Here is an 18,855-nt window from a genome sequence, read left to right as displayed (position 1 = left end):
TTCACCTTTCAAGTTCACTAGGCTTCCATACGAAGCTTGGATTTTTGTCTTGATTAGCTTTTATAATTGTCAAAAACTCACTTCTAGGGATCGTAATACAACCTAAACTCTGCAGATGGGGGTTTTGCAATTGACAGTCTATCATTTTAACACCGCGGTTTTTTAACCATTGTACCAGTAGATGAAATGCAACTTTAGACGCATTACTCTCTTTGCTGAACATAGATTCGCCACAAAAGATATTGTTGACAAATACACCATATAAACCACCAACAAGTGAATCATCACGCCATACTTCGACTGAATGAGCGTCACCTTGCCTATGCAGTGCTTTATATGCATTGACCATGTCGGAGGTTATCCATGTGCCGTTATCTTTTCTGGGGGCGTTTGCACACTCTTCAATAACCGCATCAAAAACGTAATCGGTAGTGACTCGCAGGTCTGATTTGCGAAGATACTTTTTCAAGCTCTTGCTCGGCTTGTATTGATCCGTGAATAACACTCCACGAGGATCTGGTGACCACCAGAGTATGGGTTCGCCTTCACTGAACCAAGGGAAGATGCCATTTTGGTACGCACAAAGCAATCGTGAAGCGGAAAGGTCTCCACCAAATGCCAACAACCCATTAGGTTCATTTAGTGCCTCGTTGGGGTGAGGAAAATGGTTGGAGGAATCTAGTTTGTGTAAGGAAATCATAAAACTACTTTGCCGGCACGCTTGCACAAGCAGTGCCGACTGAAATGGGTGACTGTTTAAACAATAACCGTTATAGCTTAATCTTCCAAGGCGTCCAAGAACTTTTCCGCATCCAAGGCTGCCATGCATCCGGTTCCTGCAGATGTGATAGCCTGCCGATAGATATGATCACACACATCACCTGCAGCAAACACCCCTGGAACACTGGTCTGTGTTGCATTGCCTTGAAGACCGCTATTGATTTGAATATAACCATCTTTCATGTCCAATTCGCCCTGAAAGATATCGGTATTGGGTTTATGGCCAATAGCAATGAATAGTCCCATTACGTCAACTTCTTCGGTCGCATCAGAGTTTGTATCTTTAATTCGCACCCCGGTGACACCCATTTCATCACCAAGCACCTCGTCAAGAGTGCGATCAAAATGCAGTACCACGTTGCCATTCTTAGCCTTGTCCATTAGTCGATCTGCAAGAATTTTTTCACTTCTGAACGAGTCTCTGCGGTGGATCACATGAACTTCTGAAGCGATGTTGGAGAGGTATAAAGCTTCTTCAACTGCAGTGTTACCGCCACCAACTACGGCAACTTTTTGATTGCGGTAGAAGAATCCATCACAAGTAGCGCAAGCGGAAACACCCTTACCCATAAACGCTGTTTCAGACTCCATACCCAAATATTTTGCAGAGGCTCCCGTAGCAATAATCAATGCATCGCATGTATAGGTGCCATTGTCGCCCTTCAAAGTAAAGGGGCGTTTGGATAGGTCGGTTTCGTTGACGTGATCGAAAATGATTTCTGTATCAAATTTTTCCGCGTGTTTTTGCATTCTGACCATTAAATCTGGACCTGTTAAACCTTCCGGATCTCCTGGCCAGTTTTCGACTTCCGTGGTGGTGGTAAGTTGTCCACCCTGTTGGATACCGGTGAGCAGCACAGGGTTTAAGTTTGCACGTGCTGCATACACTGCTGCCGAATAACCCGCAGGACCAGAACCCAAAATCAATAGACGTACGTGTCTTACTTCAGACATAGTTAACTCCAATAAAAATCCAACAATTTAGATTCGGTTCCAATACCGATAACGTTGGCTAAAACACAAGATTTTGTAAACATTGGGTTTAATCAAACAGATTCAATGTGTCACCCCTATTTTTTTAATAGAGATTTCATTCATTTCGGCGCAAACACACATAAACCTTCGACAGCTCCCAACTTTTTTGGTTGATTCAGATTCTTAGAATCTCGATTTTGTTTCCAGATTTAGTACTTTCACAACGCCACGATTGATCATCGAAGTTTTATTAGAACGAGAACAGTAGGATTTACTTACACTATATACCAAATTGATTTTGGCAATTTAGCGGTGAAACGCTTAATCTATGTATGTAGTAAACATAAAAGGCAAATTATGTCGCAAAGTATTACAGGTATATTTAGAGACGGTCAGTCGTATATGAAAACCTGGCCGATGCAAAAAGAGCTTTATGCACTGTTTCCAGAGTGCAGGGTAATTGCTGCGACTAAATTTTCTATATCTGTTATGCCGCCTGTTGCTGTGGTCAGCGCAGCATTGTTTATTAACCAATTTGGCGACTCGTTTATTCCACAAGCTATCGCAATCGCTGCGTTTTTTCTCAGTTTACCTTTGCAAGGGTTAATGTGGCTTGGACATCGTTCTAATCAAGTACTTCCTCCTGCTTTAAAGGCATGGTATGTCGAGATCCACCATAAAATGAAGCAGCAGGGTGTCAGGGTTTCGGAAATCAAAGCAAAACCCCGCTACAAAGAACTCGCTAAGTTATTGAAGATGGCCTTCACAGAACTGGATCGGGTTTTCACTAAGCGCTGGTTCTAGTTGACCCCAATCCTGGATTAGATTGATGAATCCCACCCTGAACTAGTAGAACTCAATCAACCAATCAATGTTCTCAATTTTGGATGGCAGTTAATGCTTGTTGGCAATTTCTGCACATGTAGGTCTGTTTGCCCCGAACTACTTTATTGTGCCGGCGCACACTCAACATTACGGGTCCACAACCGCACTTATATTGAAAGATTTGCCCTTGGGTTTTACTGACGTCCATAGAATGCCTGACTTCAGGCTGAGAATCGAATGCATCACGCATGACACTTTGCCACTCAATTCCGTGAGGCTTTACTCTTCCAAACTTTTGGTAAACGACAATGTGCGCTGTTTCGTGAGGAATGACTTCTTGTAAGAAAGTATCCATATTGTCAGCCATCAACACAGCATTCAATTTGATTAGGTTTCGCTGTAAATGAGCGGTTCCGGCTATTTTACCCCGCTGATTAAAGGCCAGTAAGGGCATGTTAAAGTGACAATTAAAATGTGTTTGAGCCTTGTGTATGCAGCTTTCTAACTTTTGTTGTGCTAATCGTCGTTGGTCGTATGTGAGGATCATTATTTTGTAAACTGAATGGCGATAAAAGAGCAGGGGCTAAATACAAGATTATTAGCCCCTTTGGGTTTGTTCAAGGTGTCAACGAATTAGAAAATCTCGCATCCCAAGCAGTGTGCGTAAACACCTTTAGGGTCATTAAATTTTGCCACAGCGTCAAATTCGTTAACCAACTGTTTCACTAGCCCCATTAGTTTGGAGTCGCTTTGGGCAAAACTCGCCTTGCCAAACACAACGGCAGCTTCGCCAAAGAGTTCTTGCCAGAACTTATCACCAGGGCTCAGTTCGCGCTCAATATACTTGGTGTCAAAACTGTCCAAACTTGCCAACTCAGCGGCGGCTTTGACTGCATCGTCCAAGTATCCTAAATTGTCGACTAAGCCAAGTTCTAACGCCGTTTCACCAATCCATACGCGACCTTGAGCAATGCTGTCGACCGCTTCAACCGTCATATCTCTCTCTTCTGCCACCAAGCCTATAAATTGCTCGTAACCATGATTGATACTCATTTGGATCAACTGACCCACACGAGGATCTAGCGCGCGACTTACGCCAATCCCTGCAAAGTCAGTAGTACCCACACCATCTGTGTGTATTCCTAAATAATCCAAGGTGTTTTCGTATGTCATGAACATACCAAATATGCCAATTGACCCTGTGATCGTACTAGGTGCTGCCCAGATCTGATCAGCGCTGGCCGATATCCAGTAACCACCGGAAGCTGCATAGGTGCTCATTAGTGCCACAACAGGTTTGCCAGCGGCTTTAAGGTTTTCAACTTCTTGACGAATGATTTCAGACGCAAATGCACTTCCACCCGGTGAATCAACATGCAATACAACGGCTTTCACGGAATCATCCAATCTCGCTTTTCTAAGCAATTTGGCCGTACTATCACCACCAATTTCTCCGGCTTTACGGGTACCATTCAATATGGTGCCTTTAGCCACGACAACTGCCACATGTTCAACGTTAGGTTTAGGAATGTTGAAAGGAGCCTTGATGACTTTAAGGTATTGGTCGTAGCTAATTTGTTTGAAATCGCTGCCAGATTGTTCGGCACCGACAAGCTCAATCATTTCTGTACGAACCTGTTCGCGGGTTTTTAATGCATCGACCCAACCATTTTCCAACGCATAGGTCGCAAAATCGGCATCGGCTTTTTCGAATTTTTCTAAGAAATTTTCGATCTCTTCATCGAAGTTTTCTACCGGTAATTCTCTGGCTGATGCGACGTCGTTTTTGTATTGTTGCCATAAGGTATTTAACCAAGCTTGATTCGCTTCTTTTGCTGGTTCAGACATGTCATCACGAATAAATGGTTCGACAGCTGATTTGTATGTCCCTACCTTAAAAATGTGTGTAGTGACCTTGAGCTTTTCTAAAGCAGCTTTAAAGTAGGTTCTGTAGCGCCCGTAGCCTTCGAACATCATCGCGCCCATTGGGTTTAGATAAATGCTATCTGCGCGGCTCGCTAAAAAATATTGATTTTGAGTGTAATAATCAGCAATGGCATAGACAGGTTTGCCACTTTCTTTGAAACTGTCAATTGCTCCGGCAATTTGCTGAAGTTTATCCATTCCGCCGCTACGCAGTCCCTGAAGTTGCAGAACCAATGCTTTTACACGTTTGTCGTGTTTGGCATTTTCAAGGGTAAACAATACATCACGTAACAATACTTCAGGGTTTTCTTCCTGTTGATCAAAGGCTTCTTGAAGGAATTTGTCGAAGGGATCAACATAACGCTCTTCAATAACAATGTCGCCTTCCAGATTCAACACCAAAGCGCTGCTATCTGGCACAACTATTGCCCCATCGTCTTTCATAAGCACCAGGACTAAGCCGATCGCTAATAAAATGAAAATAAAATTGAAAAACAGTTTTCTACTGAAATTTAAGACTGTCCAAATTCCCATAAAAAAGGATTTTGTCCAACTGGTCCCATTTGCCATACTACATACTCACCTGAAATTTAAACATGTATATCCTAACTAAATTCCCTGATATAGCTATTAGTGAAATGTAATTTTTTATGACTAATGAGATTTTTTGGGTCTTTTATTGTCCTCTTCCAACCATTTCTTGATTAATTCAGCGATGATTTTATGGTTGTCATCAGAAAAGGCTTTTAACAGCGCCGATTTTCGATTAGTAAACTTATACCAATCCGCATAAAGAAGTGGTCAGGCAGCGAGAAAGTAAATGGGCGTAATCAAGGCGCTTGAATGAAGGAAGAGTGGGGCTCTTTTAAGTTCAAGCAACGCTGAGTACGCCCATTTATATCTCCAACTTCGTTGCGAACCACAAAGGGAATGTCCCAGCGGTTTTTGACCTGCATTGTCGCTATTTGAAAGGGAACCACCCTTCGGGCATAGCGACGCTTTGTTCAAAAACCGCTGGGCGCATTCTGACTAATCACTTCTTTATGTGGATTGGTATTAACTTTAGGTTGCTGTTTTGCGAACAGTTTTTGCAAAGGACTTTTTGCTTTTTGCATCGTTTAATACCAATATGATGAAATAAAAATCACTGAATCTCTATCTATGCAATCAACGCAACGATAAATGAGGAATTTATGTCAATCTTACACAAGCTTCAATCTGTGCAAACCGTCTTTGCAAAAATACAGACAGCAGAGGGGATTGCTCCTTTGTTACTGCGCATATACCTCGCACCTATCTTTATTAAAGCGGGCTATGGGAAATTAGCCAGTTTTGAAAATACAGCCGCTTATTTTGGCAACCCAGATTGGGGATTGGGGCTGCCTTTTCCTGAACTCATGGCGGCGATGGCCGGCGGCACTGAATTAATTGGCGGTTGGCTAATACTTTTTGGTTTGGCGACGAGGTTAGCTGCTGTTCCATTGATGTTTACGATGGTTGTTGCCGCGGTAACCGCTCATTGGCAATTCGGATGGCATGCATTACCAGAAAGCACATTGACCGTTCCTTGGGAATGGCGGATGGATCTTATCGAAGGTGCCAACGAAAGAAAAGAAGCCGCGCGCTCACTACTACAAGAGTATGGCAATTACAGTTGGCTGACAGAAAATGGCAGTATCACCGTGTTGAAAAATGGTATTGAGTTTGCCGCGACGTATTTTGTCATGTTACTCGTGCTACTATTTACTGGCGGTGGACGTTACACAAGTATTGATCATTTCATCAAAAAATCTATCGATAAGGCTGCATAATTCGATTTTCATCGAGCAACTGAAATCTTTCGGCTGCTCTTTAATTATACCAATCTACACAAAGAAGTGGTCAGGCAGCGAGAAAGTAAATGGGCGCATTCTGACTGATCACTTCTTTATGTAGATTGGTATTACTATTTTCTACCGATACAAACCTCATCCAAAAAATAGTTTGCGAGATAGGCATTATCAGTTGCGGTGAATAGTCTAAATTAGCATACTGCACATTAGTTACCTTGTTTTTGGATTGACTTTATGCAGGCTCTTGACCTTCTTCTAAATCGTCGTTCACAACCCCGGCTCGAAGAACCGGCGCCACAGGGGGAATTGTTAGAAAATATTATGCAAGCTGCGCTCAGAGCGCCAGATCATGCATGTTTGACCCCGTGGAAGTTCATCGTTTGCCAGGGTAGGGGGTTGGTTCGTCTTGGTGAAATATTTGAAGAAGCCGCAATTAACGCAGACTTGGATGAAAAACAAATTACTCGCGCGCCACAACTTCCTTTGCGCGCGCCTATGGTTATTATTGTCATAGCGAAGTATACAGAACATCCAAAGGTACCTTGGGTTGAACAGGTTGCGTCTGCATCTTGCGCGACACAGGCAATGCAAATGGCGGCATTGGCACAAGGGTTTGGTGGCGTTTGGCGGACCGGCTCATATGCACAAAATGAAGACGTAAAATGTGCTTTTTATCTCGAAGAAAAAGATGAAATTGTTGGTTTTCTGTACTTAGGTACGCCAACGAATGAGAGTATGCCTGCACCCAAACGAAATACATCTGATTATTTTGAATTTTGGGATTAGTAAATGAGTTGCTGAATCACAAAGTCGATGCACTTAGTTTTTTAGGTTTGAATATCACTCTGATGTAGAATTTTAGCAGGGTAATTGAGTGTCTTACCCTGCTAATGTGCTGTCGAAAAGTATTTCTATTCGAGATTAAAACTCATTCCTGCTTTGGCAATTAAACGGGTGATCAGCTTTTCGCCCATTGCTGGGGCAGATGTCCAAATACCTCCCGGAGTTGAGACATTATCTTGTACTAAACATGCCGCTGCTTCAGCAATCATTTTTGATGTCGAACCATAACCCGGATCCATTGTACCTTTGACTGATACCGTAAGTCGCTCGTCTCCGTTGCTACCAGCAAAAATCACATCAAAAAAGCCAGCTTCTCGCTCTTCTTTACTTGGGCCTTCGCCGGGTTTTGGTCCTTTATCGCTAGATAAGCTTTTATCTGAGGCGACAGCTTGGGCCATGGCTTCACCTTTTTCACCAGGGCCTGTGAACATCATTTCGTCATAAACAAAATTTTCACCGTATTGCTTCCCTAATAAAAAATTTGAGCGGTGTATATTTCGGGTGTTTATTGCTGCCATGATAAAAGGTGCTGACCAGCTGTTGAATTCTTCTTCAAATAAAGGTTTGTTTCCGTGCGGTTGCTGCGCACCGGTGAATCCAGGAGTCAAAGAAAACGGATTAAGCAATACTTTCATCACTTCAGCATCGGCATGGGCCGCTGCCATTGTCGCTTTTAAACTCGCGGCTGTGCCACCGGAGAACGTTCCTTTCATGCCGCGCACTCGGCCTTTAACTCGTTCTAATGTATGACCAAATTTATCTTTTGCTTGCTGTTGCAAAAAGTAAACTCCCAAGTCAAAGGGAATCGAATCAAACCCGCATGAAAATACGATCCTTGCACCAGATTTTTCAGCAGCCGCTTGGTGCTGTTTAATCATTTTATGCATCCAGGCAGGTTCACCACATAAATCTACGTAGTCAGTACCTGATTCTGCGCATAATTGAACAAGCTCGTTACCGTATAATTGATAAGGTCCTACGGTGGTTAACACAACTTTAGTGTTATTAACCATGTTTTTTAAGCTGTCCAAATCATCTGAATCAGCGCGCACACATTCGACACTGGCATCAACGTTATACTGGGTTTTGATTTGTTCGAGCTTTTGTTGGTTTCTTCCCGCAATTGCCCAGTTTAGCTCGTTACTTGGATAGTGTTTAGCTAAGTATTCAACGACCAATTGGCCAGTAAATCCCGTGGCACCATAAACGACGACATCGTATTTTTTGTTGGAGGTGTCTTTAGACATAAAAAACTCTCTTTTTGATAGATATGCGTTTTATGGTAGCGACATATTGCTCAAAACGAGAGTTAATTAAATGAATAGAGAACTATACAGCGGATAAATGATGGGGTTAACAGCAAAACCTCGCCGCTAACCCACGTATTTAATGATTGCTATGGAACCATAACGATCTTGCAGGCATTGGTTGAACCGACGGTTTCCATCTCATCGCCGTAAGTCATGACAAAGCAATCTCCGGATTTTACAATTCCTTTGTTCTTTAATACATCAATCACATCTTGTTTTAAGTGACCAGGTTCACTTCCTCGAGAATCAAAATATAAAGGTTGAACACCCCTAAATAATGCCATTGTGTTTAAGGTGGTTGTATGTCGAGATAACGCATAAATGGGTAGAGATGTAGTGATACGCGACATAAGTTTAGAGGTTTTACCACTTTCAGTTAAGGCAACAATTGCCTTTATACTAGATAAGTGATTGGCTGCGTAAACCGCCGATAAAGCAGTAGTTTCGCTAACGGAGTTGAATGCCTCGTCGACTCTGTGTTTGGAAATTTTAACACTCGGGTGTGTTTCTGCGCCTTCACACACTCTTGCCATTGCCTTGACCGTTTCAATGGGAAATTCACCCGCTGCGGTCTCGGCTGATAGCATTACCGCATCGGTGCCATCAAGCACTGCGTTGGCAACATCCATTACCTCTGCTCGGGTAGGCATTGGGCTGGAGATCATAGACTCCATCATCTGTGTGGCTGTGATAACCACTCTATTAAGCTGGCGAGAACGGGCGATAAGTTTTTTCTGAACACCTACAAGTTCCGCATCGCCAATTTCTACACCTAAATCACCACGAGCAACCATAACGGCATCTGATGCTTCAATAATATCGTCGATGGCCTCGTTGTCAGCGACGGTTTCTGCCCTTTCTACCTTCGCACATATCAACGCATTGCAACCCGCTTCAACTGCAAGCTTTCTTGCATAAGCTAAATCGGCTCCGCTGCGAGGGAAGGAAACCGCTAAATAGTCTACTTGCATCAAAGCGGCGGTCTTTATGTCTTCTTTGTCTTTGCTAGTTAATGCTTCTGCCGAAAGTCCGCCGCCTAATCGGTTGATCCCTTTGTTATTCGATAGCTTGCCGCCTACAGTGACTTCTGTATGCACTTTACGACCTTCAATCGATTCTACTTTTAGTTGAATACGGCCATCATCCAAGAGCAATAAATCGCCTGGAAGGACATCGTCGGGTAACGCCTTGTAATCGATACCAACGGCTTGCTGATTACCGTCTTCTTTGGCCATTTCAGCGTCAAGAATAAAGTGGTCCCCAATATTTAAATGAATTGGGCCATCTGCAAATTTGGAAACACGAATTTTAGGACCCTGTAGGTCGCCTAAAATTGCCACGTAAATATCGAGTTTCTTAGCAATTTCCCGTACTAGTTTTGCGCGCTCAATATGATCTTCAGCTGTGCCGTGAGAAAAGTTCATGCGAACTACATTTGCACCGGCTTTTAAAATGCCTTCAATCATTTCTGGAGATGTAGTTGCAGGGCCCAATGTAGCGAGTATTTTGGTGCGTCTTAACATGTTTTGGTGTCCGACTTGTTAGGTATTAAGTTTTACTGGCAGAGTAGAATGCATTGGATAACAATTTCACTGAGAATAAAGTGAAAATTGCTGGCCTTGCACTAGTTTGTGTAATTTTATTACAAAATAGTAGTGCATAGACCAGTAAATGTGAATTAATTTAACAAAAACTTCTTGTTGGTAGGATCAGTTAAGTTGCGCCATTAGTCTTGGCGTTTTTCAAATCTTGAGCCTCGTAATGTATCTTTGACTCGTTTAAGGTTTTCTCTGAATTTGCCGCCTCGGCGCAAGGTGAAGCCCGTTGCCAGGATATCAATTAGTGTCAATTGAGCGATTCTTGATGCCATTGGCATATACATATCTGTATCTTCTGGGACTTCCAGCGACAACACCAAGTTACATTCTTTAGCCAAAGGACTGTTTTTTGATGTAATTCCTACAACCGTCGCATCATTGGCTCGTGCGATGTGTGCAATTTCTACCAGACTTTTTGTTCGACCTGTGTGAGAAATTAACACTACGACATCATCTTCGTTGCTATTCATACAGCTCATTCGCTGCATTAGCACGTCTTCAAAATACACTACAGGGACGTTAAAACGGAAGAACTTGTTTAACGCATCGTGCGCCACTGAAGCGGATGCTCCCAGGCCAAAAAAGGAAATTTTTTGTGCTTGTGTCAGCAGATCAACGACTCGGTTAATGATGTTAATGTCTACTGATTGACGCGCCACTTCAAGAGAAGCCATGGTGGATTCAAAGATTTTTTTAGTATATTCCTCTGGGCCATCACTCTCTTCTACATGGCGGTTTACGTATGGTGTGCCGTTAGCAAGACTTTGCGCGAGGTGTAATTTAAAGTCTGGGAATCCCTTAGTGTCGAGCCTCCGACAAAACCGATTGACAGTAGGTTCACTGACATCTGACATTTTCGCCAAGGTAGCGATACTGGAATGTATAGCGGTTTGTGGATTATCCAAAATAATTTCAGCCACTTTGCGCTCTGATTTACTGAATGCAGATTTGTTCTGTGTAATTTTCTCAAGAATATTCATACGTGCAAAAATCTTATTGTTATGTGCTGACTTGTGTCGGCGAGGGTTTTAGCCTCATTATTCTGTTTAATGTGTCAATTGTTGTAACTTTTTAACAAATTAGCCAGCATTTTTTCGATGCTTTGGTAAAATAACTGTTAATAAGTTCTACATAAACGTTACTGAATAAGTTGTAAATTTACTACATTTGATGGTAAATTTTAGCTTAAATGTCGAAATAGAACGATATTATTTTACTGAAATTACAGTAATTGATGGTCGTTTAACAATATACAGGTTAAAAAAATGGTGTTGGATAATTTGTTCGAACCCTGCGATTTTGTGTTGTTTGGTACTAAGGGAGATTTAGCCCGTCGCAAACTTCTACCTTCCTTGTATCAATTGGAAAAAGCCAGTTTGATGCATGAACAAACAAAAATCATTGGTGTCGCAAGACAAGATATTACACTTGATGACTATGTCTCTCAGGTAAAAGAGAATATTGAACTATTTAGTGGCGAAACCTTGTGTGAAGAAACATGGGAAAGGTTCTCTTCGAAGCTTGATTACGTGAAAGTCGACATGAAAGACAGTAATAGTTATGGCGCCTTTAAAGAACACGTTGATAAATCTCGCACCATGGTTTGTTATCTAGCGACACCACCTTCAATATTTGGCGATATCTGCGAAGGGCTAAATAACGCTGGAATTATTGATTCGAGTGTTCGGGTAGTGTTAGAAAAACCACTCGGCCACGATCTTGAGTCATCGAAGGTGATCAATAATCAGGTAGCGCAATATTTTCACGAGAGCCAGATTTACCGTATTGATCATTATCTAGGAAAAGAAACTGTCTTGAATCTAGTGGCGTTACGTTTTGCAAATTCAATTTTTGCCACTAACTGGGATCACAACTGTATCGATCATGTGCAAATTTCTGTAGCCGAATCTGTAGGGATTGAAGGTCGTTGGGGCTATTTTGATGAAGCAGGTCAAATGCGTGATATGGTGCAAAACCACCTTTTACAGATATTAACCCTGATCGCGATGGAGCCCCCAGCTATTTTGGATGCTGACAGCATCCGCGATGAAAAATTGAAAGTGTTAAAAGCACTACGTCCTATCACCGCAGCCAATGTGCAAACTGACACTGTGCGAGGGCAATACGTAGGCGGTTTTGTCAAAGGAAAAGAAGTGCCAGGCTATCTTGATGAAGACGGCGCCAACACCGAATCTAAAACAGAAACCTTCGTTTCTCTAAAAGTACACATCGATAACTGGCGATGGGCAGGTGTGCCGTTTTATTTGCGCACAGGTAAACGTTTACCTAGTAAAACCAGTGAGGTGGTCATTTATTTTAAACGCCAACCGCACAATTTGTTTGGTGAAAGTTTCGCGCAATTACCTCCCAACAAATTGACCATTCGCTTGCAGCCAGATGAAGGCGTAGAAGTTACGGTAATGAACAAAGTGCCCGGACTGACGGGGGCAGGTTCGATGGATTTACAAAAATCTAAGCTGAACCTAAGTTTCTCTGAAGCGTTCAAAGATGAGCGCATTGCCGATGCTTATGAGAAATTGTTGTTGGAAGTGATGAAAGGCAACCAAGCGCTATTTGTGCGTCGGGATGAAGTTGAACAAGCTTGGACTTGGGTAGACGGAATTTTCAGAGCGTGGGCTGCGAATAATGATAAACCCGAACCTTATCAAGCCGGCACATGGGGACCTGTAGCGTCTATTGCATTATTAGCTCGAGACGATAGAGCTTGGTATGAATCAAGAGTAGGGGCTAAATAATGGCGCTAACTAAGAGTGTTTATGATTCGGTTGACCAGCTCAATGCATCTTTCTCATCGAAAATTGCCGATCTGTTAGAAAAGGGAATTGCTAAAAATGGGCGAGCAAGTTTAGTTGTTTCAGGTGGTCGTACACCTGCCAAAATGTTTAATGCGTTATCAAACAAAGTTATAGATTGGGATAAAGTAGATATCACTTTGGCAGACGAACGCTGGGTAGACGAAAATGATCCAGCAAGTAATGCCGCGATGGTGAAACGTGAGCTGCTAATTAATAATGCGTCTGCGGCAAAATTTTACCCGCTAAAAACAGAGCATGGCGATGCTCAGGACGCTGTAGCAAGTTGCAATCAAATGTTGAAAGAGATCAAAACACCTTTTGATGTGCTAATTCTTGGAATGGGCGAAGATGGTCACACGGCCTCTTTATTTCCATGCTCCAAACAGATTAGAGATGGATTAGATCCTCAGCAAAAAAGCGAATTTATTGCCGTAACGCCTACAACCGCGCCAAACCAAAGAATGTCTTTAACGTTAAATAGACTACTTAAAAGCGAAAACGTATTTTTACATCTGACAGGTGAGTCAAAAAAACAAGTGTTGGAGCACGCTATGTTAAGTGATGATGCGTTGGAAATGCCGATCAGAGCTATGCTTAATCAATCTAATGTCGAGCTTGTCTGGGCTGCCTAGGAGAAACCATGAACTCAGTTATCCAAGAAGTTACGGAACGCATTATCGAGCGTAGCCGTAATTCTCGAAAAAAGTATTTGGAAAAAATCGATGCAGCACGTCGTCAAGGACCACATCGCGGAGTTTTATCTTGCGGCAACTTGGCACATGGATTTGCTGCGTGCAGTTCATCCGAAAAAGCAGATTTGACCAGTCTGACAAAAGCAAATATTGCTATTGTCTCGTCATACAATGACATGCTTTCAGCTCATCAGCCTTATGAGAGCTATCCGCAACAACTTAAGCAAGCCATTCAAGAAGTGGGCAGTGTTGCGCAATTCGCAGGCGGAGTGCCAGCCATGTGTGACGGTGTTACACAAGGCAACCCGGGGATGGATCTAAGCTTAATGAGTCGCGACGTTATTGCGCTGTCGGCAGCGGTTGGGCTCTCCCATAACATGTTTGATGGTTCATTGATGCTGGGGATTTGTGACAAAATCGTTCCAGGATTATTGATTGGTTCACTTAGCTTTGGTCACCTTCCAACGGTATTTGTACCTGCTGGCCCAATGCCTTCTGGTTTGCCTAATAAAGAAAAGGCACGGGTCAGACAAGCTTATGCGCAAGGGAAAGTCGGTCGTAAAGAATTACTTAAAGCTGAATCGGAAAGTTATCACTCTGCGGGTACCTGTACGTTTTATGGCACTGCTAATTCCAATCAGCTTGTGGTTGAAATTATGGGGTTGCATTTACCGGGCTCTTCTTTTGTTAATCCTGGTACAGCGCTTCGAGATGAGCTGACCAAAGCTGCAGCTCGTCAGGTAACGCGCATTACTGATCTGGGGGATAATTACATGCCCATTGGTCACATTGTTGATGCGAAAGCAATTGTAAACGGACTTGTTGGTTTATTAGCAACGGGCGGGTCCACCAATCACACCATGCATTTGGTCGCGGTAGCCCGTGCTGCGGGTTATGAAATTAACTGGGATGACTTCTCAGACATTTCAAACGCTGTGCCATTGCTTACGCGTATTTATCCTAATGGTTCAGCTGATATTAATCACTTTGTTGCAGCAGGTGGTATGGCACTTCTATTCAAAGAATTACTCGATGCTGGTTTGTTGCATAACGACGTAAACACCATTTGTGGGCATGGATTAGAGCAATATACAAAAGAACCAACCTTAAAAGATGGTGAGTTAACTTGGCAGGATGGCCCCAAAGAATCTTTTGATAAAGATGTGTTAGCGAGTGTTGCTAAGCCCTTCAAACCGGACGGTGGGTTGTCGGTGTTACATGGCAATTTGGGTCGAGCTGTCATGAAGACGTCTGCGTTACGAGAGCCACACTGCAGAATTAAAGCACCGGCGGTTGTATTTGAAGATCAATTTGAATTGGCTGATGCGTTTAAAGCCGGTGATTTAGACAAAGATTGTATTGTTGTTGTTCGCTTCCAAGGTCCAGCTGCCATTGGTATGCCCGAACTACACAGTCTAACGCCACCACTTGGCGTATTGCAGGACAAAGGTTTCAAGGTTGCCTTGGTGACTGACGGGCGCATGTCTGGCGCTTCGGGTAAAGTTCCAGCTGCTATCCATGTTACGCCTGAGGCATACAATGGCGGTCTGCTAGCGAAGGTTCGCACTGGAGATATTATTGAGCTAAATACTGAGACGGGTGACATGTGTTTGCATGTAAGCAACGAAGAGCTTGCAAAACGTGACGCGAAAAGTGCGCAGACGGACAAACATCAAATTGGCATGGGACGTGAAATGTTCGCCGGAATGCGTAACTCGTTGACGGGCGCCGAGCAAGGTGCATGTTCTCTGTTTGCGGGAGAGGGCAACACTCATGACGACTAAATTTGTGGCGGATGTTGGTGGAACTAATATCCGCATCGCACAATTAGATGGGAATAATCTGGTACACATTAAAAAGTATTTGTGCGCTGACTTTCCTGGCATAGAGCAGGCGATTCAACGTTATTTTGACACCTATGCCGACACCACTTTTTCTTATGGCTGCATCGCTATTGCCTGCCCCGTGCCGGGCGATTGGGTAAAAATGACCAATCATACTTGGGCGTTTTCAATTGAAGAGCTTAAACAAGCGTTGAATTTAACATGGCTTGGCGTGATTAATGATTTTACGTCCGTGGCCTATTCATTGCCTGTTCTAAGAGATGATCAGAAAGTGCAGATTGGACCTGGAAGCCCTAAACCGAAAGCGAATATTGCGGTGTTCGGGCCAGGAACTGGACTGGGAGTTGATCACCTGACCTATACTGACAAAGGTTGGAAAGCCCTTGACGGTGAAGGGGGGCATGTGGATTTTGCCCCGCAAGACGAGAATGAATTTGCTATCTGGCACTATCTAAAAAAATCAATTGGTCACGTATCTGCTGAAGAAGTGCTGTCCGGACGAGGAATTGTGCATATTTATGAAGGGTTAGCCGAACAACGTCAACAAGCCGCATTGTACAATGATCCGGCTGTGATCACCGCAAAGGCAATTAGTCAAGAATGTGAATTATGCGTTGGTACACTTCATCAATTCTGCAAAATAATGGGAAGTTTTGCTGGTAATTTAGCGCTTAATTTAGCTACTGCGGGTGGTGTTTACATTGGTGGCGGAATTGCTGCTCGTTTTGTGGACTTCATCAAAAACAGTGATTTTCGTAGTCGTTTTGAAGACAAGGGGCGATTTAGGCACTATGTCTCAAATATCCCCACTTATATCATTACAGAGCCGGATCATGGCTTGTTAGGCGCTGCCGCCTTTCTAGAACAACATTACAAGGGTTAATAACATGTCAGTGAATTGGAAAGTGACATCAGAGCAGGTTTTCAGCCAGGGGCCCGTTGTTCCTGTCTTGGTAATCAAAGACGTTGAACATGCAGTGCCATTAGCAAAAGCGTTAATTAAAGGCGGGATTAATGTACTTGAGGTAACGCTTCGCACTGCTGCTGCCTTAGATGTTATTAAACGCATAGCTGATGAAGTGCCTGAGGCGATGATTGGTGCAGGAACCGTCACCAACGAAGAACAATTAAAGAAAGTTGAAGCTGCTGGCGCAAAGTTTGCTATCAGCCCAGGCTTAACAACAAGCCTATTGGAAGCTGGCAACCGTTCAACAGTGTCGTTAATTCCGGGTGTTTCCTCAATTTCCGAATTGATGAAGGGGCTGGATTTAGGGTACACACATTTTAAGTTTTTCCCTGCTGAAGCATCTGGCGGGATTAAAGCCTTGAAGTCAATTGGTGGTCCTTTCCCTGATGTAACCTTTTGTCCCACTGGAGGCATAGGGCCGAATAATTACCTAGATTATCTGGCGTTGCCTAATGTGAAATGTGCAGGTGGATCTTGGTTAGCGCCAGATGATGCCGTTCAATCAGGTGATTGGGATCGTATTACTGAGCTGGCAAAAGCTGCTGTTGCAGGGGCTGCCTCGCTCGACAAATAGCTTCAATTCATTGTTAGCATCAAGAACGCCGGCATTGCCGGCGTTTTAGATCAAGGTGTTATAGAAACTGGATCGCCAATTCTTACCTCTCCAGATTGGATCACTATACAACATACGCCGCCGCGCCAGTCGGGCTCAAGAGCTTTTCGCAGGCCTAGATGTTGTTGGTCCATTCGATGGCAAGGGTCAGTTTGCATACAGATTTGTAATTGAACATCACCGATTTGCAAAATTTTTCCCACCATGTGTGCGTTAAACTCAATCTCGTCCACCAATAAATTGGCTCGGCGAGTAGTCCAAGGTATTGTGAGCCCGATTTCATCACAGGCTTTTTGCCATTGAACCGCACTTAATAGAGTAACTTGGCGCTTGCCTGGTTTTCGACGATAATCCACTTCAACACCTTCAGTAACGGAAATACGACTGGTGTCGCAAGTCTGCATGGGAGCCTGATTTTTGTCTCGAAATGCAATTCCTAATAATTTCATAATTTTCCTTACACTAAGCGTCGTGTCTTGCTTGAGAAAACAAACACTTTTTCTGAATATGTTTTAGCCTTAAACCCAGCATAATTGCTGCGCTGGTTAAACCACAAATAAATCCGATCCAAAAACCTTTGGCACCCAAAGCTGGCATTAGCCAATCGGTCAAAGCCAGGATTACACCTGTAGACAAACCAATTGCCCAATACGCAAAAAACGTTATGATGAACATGGCTCTGGTATCTTTATATCCGCGTAATGCCCCAGCTGATATAGCTTGAACTGCATCAGATAACTGAAACATTGCGGCTAAAAACATTAGGCTTACCGCCAATTCAATGACTTGGCTATCGCTGCTATAAAGCAATGCAATTTGTTCCCGTGCCAATACGGTGATCAATGCTGTGAACATCGCAATGGCAAGGCCGAGAAATATGGCAGTTTTTGCCGCTAATGCAGCGCCTTTAATATCTTCTTTGCCAAGGCAATAGCCGACACGAATGGTTGTCGCCATGCCAATACTTAACGGAAACATAAACATAAGCGCAGAGAAGTTCAATGTAATTTGGTGAGACGCTACAGTAAGCGGACCAAGCGGCGATAATAACAATGCCACTACGCCAAAAAGTGTGACTTCAAATAAAATGGTCAGTGCGATGGGTATTCCCAACCAAAATGTAGCTTTTATTTGCAGCCAATGGGGTTGCACCAGATTTTGATAAAGGTTAAACACTTGCATGCGTTTAGATAAACCGACGTAAATCGCCGTAGTAACCAACATGGCGAGATAAACTAAGGCGGTAGCAATACCACAGCCAACACCGCCTAACGCAGGTAAGCCTAACTTGCCGTAGATTAAGATGTAGTTGGCTGGAATATTAACCATCAATCCAACGACCATAATCACCATTGTTGGTTTAGTATTGGATAATCCCTCGCAGTAATTTCGCAAAATTTGATAGGCAGCAAAGGCTGGTGTGGCGTATAAAATATATTGCACATACTCGACAGTGATCCGCCTTAATTCGGACTCCATATCGATTAATGAAAACCAATATTCCACAAAAAAGTTCATTGCCATAATGACAAATGAGATGGGTAAAATTAGGTAAAAGGCCTGCTGAGTCGCATTGGCAATTTGATGGGATTTATCGGCGCCTTGCAGTTTAGAAACAATAGGCGGGATGGCCATTGCAAGGCCTTGGACAAAACACAAAATAGGGATTGTAATACTAAAACCAATGGCAACCGCTGCCATATCGACAGCTGAAAATCGACCTGCCATGATAGTGTCAGAAACCCCCATCAGCGTTTGAGTAACTTGAGCGACTAACAAAGGCCAGGTTAAGCTGATTAACCTAGACATTTCGTGTTTAACAGTTGGCAATGGC

Annotated in this window: 17 protein-coding genes; 8 read left to right on the top strand and 9 right to left on the bottom strand. The window is 43.3% G+C overall.

What is annotated here, in order from left to right:
* Window position 1: 1 nt before the first annotated feature.
* Together aat and trxB are read right to left on the bottom strand one after the other, a co-directional pair.
* Window positions 2–700: a leucyl/phenylalanyl-tRNA--protein transferase gene (aat, locus tag FM019_RS15550; protein ID WP_143836879.1), complete on the bottom strand. Its 699-nt coding sequence runs from the start codon at window positions 698–700 to the stop codon at window positions 2–4.
* Between the two features lie 77 nt (window positions 701–777).
* A complete protein-coding gene (gene trxB, locus FM019_RS15545) occupies window positions 778–1,734 on the bottom strand; it encodes a thioredoxin-disulfide reductase (protein WP_143836878.1) in 957 nt (318 codons plus the stop codon).
* A 378-nt stretch (window positions 1,735–2,112) separates the two neighbouring features.
* Between trxB and yfbV the strand changes: the two genes are divergently transcribed.
* Window positions 2,113–2,559: a terminus macrodomain insulation protein YfbV gene (gene yfbV / locus FM019_RS15540; protein WP_143836877.1), complete on the top strand. Its 447-nt coding sequence runs from the start codon at window positions 2,113–2,115 to the stop codon at window positions 2,557–2,559.
* Window positions 2,560–2,632: 73 nt separating this feature from the next.
* On the opposite strand, the gene FM019_RS15535 is transcribed toward yfbV, so the two are convergent.
* On the bottom strand, window positions 2,633–3,127 hold the full coding sequence (locus FM019_RS15535; RefSeq protein ID WP_143836876.1) for a SprT family zinc-dependent metalloprotease: 495 nt from the start codon (window positions 3,125–3,127) through the stop codon (window positions 2,633–2,635).
* A gap of 86 nt (window positions 3,128–3,213) precedes the next feature.
* Window positions 3,214–5,076: a signal peptide peptidase SppA gene (gene sppA / locus FM019_RS15530; protein ID WP_143836875.1), complete on the bottom strand. Its 1,863-nt coding sequence runs from the start codon at window positions 5,074–5,076 to the stop codon at window positions 3,214–3,216.
* A gap of 623 nt (window positions 5,077–5,699) precedes the next feature.
* Here sppA and FM019_RS15525 point away from each other — a divergent pair.
* On the top strand, window positions 5,700–6,317 hold the full coding sequence (locus FM019_RS15525) for a DoxX family protein (RefSeq protein ID WP_143836874.1): 618 nt from the start codon (window positions 5,700–5,702) through the stop codon (window positions 6,315–6,317).
* 255 nt (window positions 6,318–6,572) lie between these two features.
* On the top strand, window positions 6,573–7,124 hold the full coding sequence (locus FM019_RS15520; RefSeq protein ID WP_143836873.1) for an NAD(P)H nitroreductase: 552 nt from the start codon (window positions 6,573–6,575) through the stop codon (window positions 7,122–7,124).
* Between the two features lie 125 nt (window positions 7,125–7,249).
* On the opposite strand, the gene FM019_RS15515 is transcribed toward FM019_RS15520, so the two are convergent.
* The 3 genes from FM019_RS15515 to FM019_RS15505 form a co-directional block, all read right to left on the bottom strand.
* The gene (locus FM019_RS15515) at window positions 7,250–8,428 is read right to left on the bottom strand and encodes a trans-acting enoyl reductase family protein (protein ID WP_143836872.1); all 1,179 of its coding nucleotides are present in this window, start codon (window positions 8,426–8,428) and stop codon (window positions 7,250–7,252) included.
* Between the two features lie 149 nt (window positions 8,429–8,577).
* The gene (gene pyk, locus FM019_RS15510; protein ID WP_143836871.1) at window positions 8,578–10,014 is read right to left on the bottom strand and encodes a pyruvate kinase; all 1,437 of its coding nucleotides are present in this window, start codon (window positions 10,012–10,014) and stop codon (window positions 8,578–8,580) included.
* 203 nt (window positions 10,015–10,217) lie between these two features.
* On the bottom strand, window positions 10,218–11,069 hold the full coding sequence (locus FM019_RS15505; protein WP_143836870.1) for a MurR/RpiR family transcriptional regulator: 852 nt from the start codon (window positions 11,067–11,069) through the stop codon (window positions 10,218–10,220).
* Window positions 11,070–11,354: 285 nt separating this feature from the next.
* On the opposite strand from FM019_RS15505, the gene zwf reads away from it, so the two are divergent.
* Genes zwf through FM019_RS15480 form a run of 5 tightly spaced genes read left to right on the top strand, consistent with a single transcriptional unit; the run spans window position 11,355 to window position 16,982 of the window.
* Window positions 11,355–12,845 carry a glucose-6-phosphate dehydrogenase gene (gene zwf / locus FM019_RS15500; RefSeq protein WP_143836869.1) on the top strand — a complete coding sequence of 497 codons (1,491 nt, stop codon included), beginning with the start codon at window positions 11,355–11,357 and terminating at the stop codon, window positions 12,843–12,845.
* Window positions 12,845–13,537 (top strand): 6-phosphogluconolactonase, encoded by a 693-nt coding sequence (pgl, locus tag FM019_RS15495; RefSeq protein ID WP_143836868.1) that lies wholly within the window; start codon window positions 12,845–12,847, stop codon window positions 13,535–13,537. The genes zwf and pgl overlap by 1 nt, the downstream gene beginning before the upstream one ends.
* 8 nt (window positions 13,538–13,545) lie before the next feature.
* Complete coding sequence (gene edd / locus FM019_RS15490; RefSeq protein WP_143836867.1) at window positions 13,546–15,381, top strand: phosphogluconate dehydratase; 1,836 nt, start codon at window positions 13,546–13,548, stop codon at window positions 15,379–15,381.
* On the top strand, window positions 15,371–16,324 hold the full coding sequence (locus FM019_RS15485) for a glucokinase (protein WP_143836866.1): 954 nt from the start codon (window positions 15,371–15,373) through the stop codon (window positions 16,322–16,324). The genes edd and FM019_RS15485 overlap by 11 nt, the downstream gene beginning before the upstream one ends.
* Before the next feature lie 4 nt (window positions 16,325–16,328).
* Window positions 16,329–16,982, top strand: coding sequence for a bifunctional 4-hydroxy-2-oxoglutarate aldolase/2-dehydro-3-deoxy-phosphogluconate aldolase (locus FM019_RS15480; protein ID WP_143836865.1), 654 nt, complete (start codon window positions 16,329–16,331; stop codon window positions 16,980–16,982).
* A 50-nt stretch (window positions 16,983–17,032) separates the two neighbouring features.
* Here FM019_RS15480 and FM019_RS15475 read toward each other — a convergent pair whose 3' ends face one another.
* Together FM019_RS15475 and FM019_RS15470 are read right to left on the bottom strand one after the other, a co-directional pair.
* Window positions 17,033–17,470, bottom strand: coding sequence for an MOSC domain-containing protein (locus tag FM019_RS15475; protein WP_143836864.1), 438 nt, complete (start codon window positions 17,468–17,470; stop codon window positions 17,033–17,035).
* A gap of 13 nt (window positions 17,471–17,483) precedes the next feature.
* Window positions 17,484–18,830 carry an MATE family efflux transporter gene (locus FM019_RS15470; RefSeq protein ID WP_143837027.1) on the bottom strand — a complete coding sequence of 449 codons (1,347 nt, stop codon included), beginning with the start codon at window positions 18,828–18,830 and terminating at the stop codon, window positions 17,484–17,486.
* Window positions 18,831–18,855: the final 25 nt, after the last annotated feature.

This window comes from Aliiglaciecola sp. M165 (genome assembly GCF_007197995.1).
Classification (GTDB): domain Bacteria; phylum Pseudomonadota; class Gammaproteobacteria; order Enterobacterales; family Alteromonadaceae; genus Aliiglaciecola.
The sequence above is the reverse complement of the archived record's forward strand: the minus strand, read 5'-3'. Positions and strand labels throughout refer to the sequence as shown.